Annotated in this window: 2 rRNA genes; both read right to left on the bottom strand. The window is 47.9% G+C overall.

The window, feature by feature from the left end:
- Nucleotides 1-40: 40 nt before the first annotated feature.
- A 5S ribosomal RNA gene (gene rrf, locus ACXR6G_RS20025) occupies nt 41-151 on the bottom strand.
- A 116-nt stretch (nt 152-267) separates the two neighbouring features.
- Nucleotides 268-3,150 (bottom strand): 23S ribosomal RNA (locus tag ACXR6G_RS20030).
- Between the last annotated feature and the right edge of the window lie 10 nt (nt 3,151-3,160).

Here is a 3,160-nt window from a genome sequence, read left to right on the forward strand (position 1 = left end):
AAAAAAAGCGTCTTGCTTCGTTAGAAACAAGACGCTTAAAGGTTGGCATCGACCTACTCTCCCACCTTTCGGCAGTACCATCGGCGCTAATGGGCTTAACTTCTCTGTTCGGGATGGGAAGAGGTGGAACCCCATTGCTATAGATACCTGAAATCTTCAGTTAACTAAAAGCATGGTGCAAAGCACTAGCTGTCAACAAATATCATAGACATATTGAAACAAAAAGTAGTTATAATTCAGTATAAGAATCCAACCATGGACCTCAGCATTCATAAGCTTATGGGTAATTAGTATTGCTCGACTTTGACATCACTGCCTTTACATCTGCAACCTATCAACGTTGTCGTCTCCAACGACCCTTTAAAGAAATCTCATCTTGAGGTAGGCTTCGTGCTTAGATGCTTTCAGCACTTATCCCTGCCCAACGTAGCTACTCTGCAATGCAGCTGGCGCCACAACAGATACACTAGAGGTTAGTCCAACCCGGTCCTCTCGTACTAGAGTCAGATCCTCTCAAATTTCTAACGCCCACAACAGATAGGGACCGAACTGTCTCACGACGTTCTGAACCCAGCTCGCGTGCCACTTTAATGGGCGAACAGCCCAACCCTTGGGACCTTCTCCAGCCCCAGGATGTGACGAGCCGACATCGAGGTGCCAAACCGCTCCGTCGATATGAGCTCTTGGGAGCGATCAGCCTGTTATCCCCGGCGTACCTTTTATCCTTTGAGCGATGGCCCTTCCATACGGAACCACCGGATCACTATGCTCTACTTTCGTACCTGATCGACTTGTCGGTCTCACAGTCAAGCACCCTTGTGCCATTGCACTCTTCACACGATTACCAAACGTATTGAGGGTACCTTTAGAAGCCTCCGTTACTCTTTTGGAGGCGACCACCCCAGTCAAACTACCCACCACACACTGTCCGTCGTCAGACGTTAGACTCCAGATAAGCAAAGGGACGTATTTCAAGGTTGACTCCACAAGTCCTAGCGAACCCACTTCATAGTCTCCGTCCTATCCTACACATTACTTACCCAAAATCAATGTGAAGCTGCAGTAAAGGTGCACGGGGTCTTTCCGTCCCGTTGCGGGTAATCGGCATCTTCACCGATACTACAATTTCACCGAGCTCATGGCTGAGACAGTGCCCAGATCGTTACACCATTCGTGCAGGTCGGAACTTACCCGACAAGGAATTTCGCTACCTTAGGACCGTTATAGTTACGGCCGCCGTTTACCGGGGCTTCATTTCAATGCTTCTCCGAGGATAACATCTCCACTTAACCTTCCGGCACCGGGCAGGTGTCAGGCCTTATACTTCAACTTTCGTTTTTGCAAAGCCATGTGTTTTTGATAAACAGTCGCCTGGGCCATTTCACTGCGGCTGACATTGCTGTCAGCACTCCTTCTCCCGAAGTTACGGAGTTATTTTGCCGAGTTCCTTAGCCATGAATCACTCGAGCGCCTTAGTATACTCTACTTGACTACCTGTGTCGGTTTGAGGTACGGGTCACTATAACCTGAAGCTTAGAGGTTTTTCTTGGAAGTCAAATTACATGCACTATCCACGCTGCCGAAGCATTGCGGTACTATCAGCTTTCAGCTCAAGATGCGGATTTGCCTACATCTCTCATAGCATACGGCCTTCAACGAACTATTCCGTCAGTTCGCGGCATTGTCATCTCTTCGTCACCCCATCGCAGTTATAGCGAGTATCGGAATATTAACCGATTGTCCATCGAGTTCGCCGTTCGGCTACCCCTTAGGTCCCGACTTACCCTGATCCGATTAGCGTTGATCAGGAAACCTTAGTCTATTGGCGTGCGGGTTTCTCACCCGCATTATCGTTACTTATGCCTACATTTGCTTTTCTAAACGCTCCAGCATGCATTACCACACACCTTCTGCGCTGTTTAGAATGCTCCCCTACCAATTACGTATCTTTCAACGTAAGTCCATAGCTTCGGTAGTATACTTATGCCCGATTATCATCCACGCAAGATCGCTCGACTAGTGAGCTGTTACGCACTCTTTAAATGAATGGCTGCTTCCAAGCCAACATCCTAGCTGTCAATGCAATCTTACCACGTTTGTTCAACTTAGCATACATTTGGGGACCTTAGCTGATGGTCTGGGTTCTTTCCCTCTCGTCCGTGGACCTTAGCACCCACGGGCTCACTGCCAGATATAAGTTATAGCATTCGGAGTTTGTCTGGATTTGATAGGCGATGAAGCCCTCGCATCCAATCAGTAGCTCTACCTCTATAACTCTAAACTCTGACGCTGCACCTAAATGCATTTCGGGGAGTACGAGCTATTTCTCAGTTTGATTGGCCTTTCACCCCTACCCACAGTTCATCCCAAGACTTTTCAACGTCAACGGGTTGGGCCCTCCACTCTGGATTAACAGAGCTTCAGCCTGACCATGGGTAGATCACCAAGTTTCGCGTCTACCCCCACTAACTTTTTCGCCCTATTCAGACTCGCTTTCGCTTCGGCTCCGGTCCTGAAGACCTTAACCTTGCTAGTGAGGAGTAACTCGTAGGCTCATTATGCAAAAGGCACGCCGTCACACCACGAAGGTGCTCCGACCGCTTGTAAGCGTATGGTTTCAGGTACTATTTCACTCCTCTATTCGAGGTGCTTTTCACCTTTCCCTCACGGTACTTGTTCACTATCGGTCTCTCAGGAGTATTTAGCCTTACCAGATGGTCCTGGCAAATTCACACAGAATTTCTCGTGTTCCGCGCTACTCAGGATACTACTAGATGCAGATTGCTTACGTGTACGAGGCTATCACTCTCTATGGCTGCTCTTTCCAAAGCATTTCACTTCACGCACTTTATCATGTTGTAGTCCTATAACCCCAGCATTGCCGAAACAATACTGGTTTGGGCTGGTCCCTTTTCGATCGCCACTACTAAGGGAATCACTTTTGTTTTCTTCTCCTCCGGGTACTTAGATGTTTCAGTTCTCCGGGTTTGCCTTCTATAAATAGAATACTCATTGCTGAGTGGGTTGCCCCATTCGGAAATCTTCGGGTTAACAGTTATTTGCACTTCACCGAAGCTTATCGCAGCTTATCACGTCCTTCATCGCCTCTGAGAGCCAAGGCATCCGCCATACGCTCTTAATTACTTATTATTATGCTTGT

It is taken from the genome of Ancylomarina sp. YFZ004 (assembly GCF_054254355.1).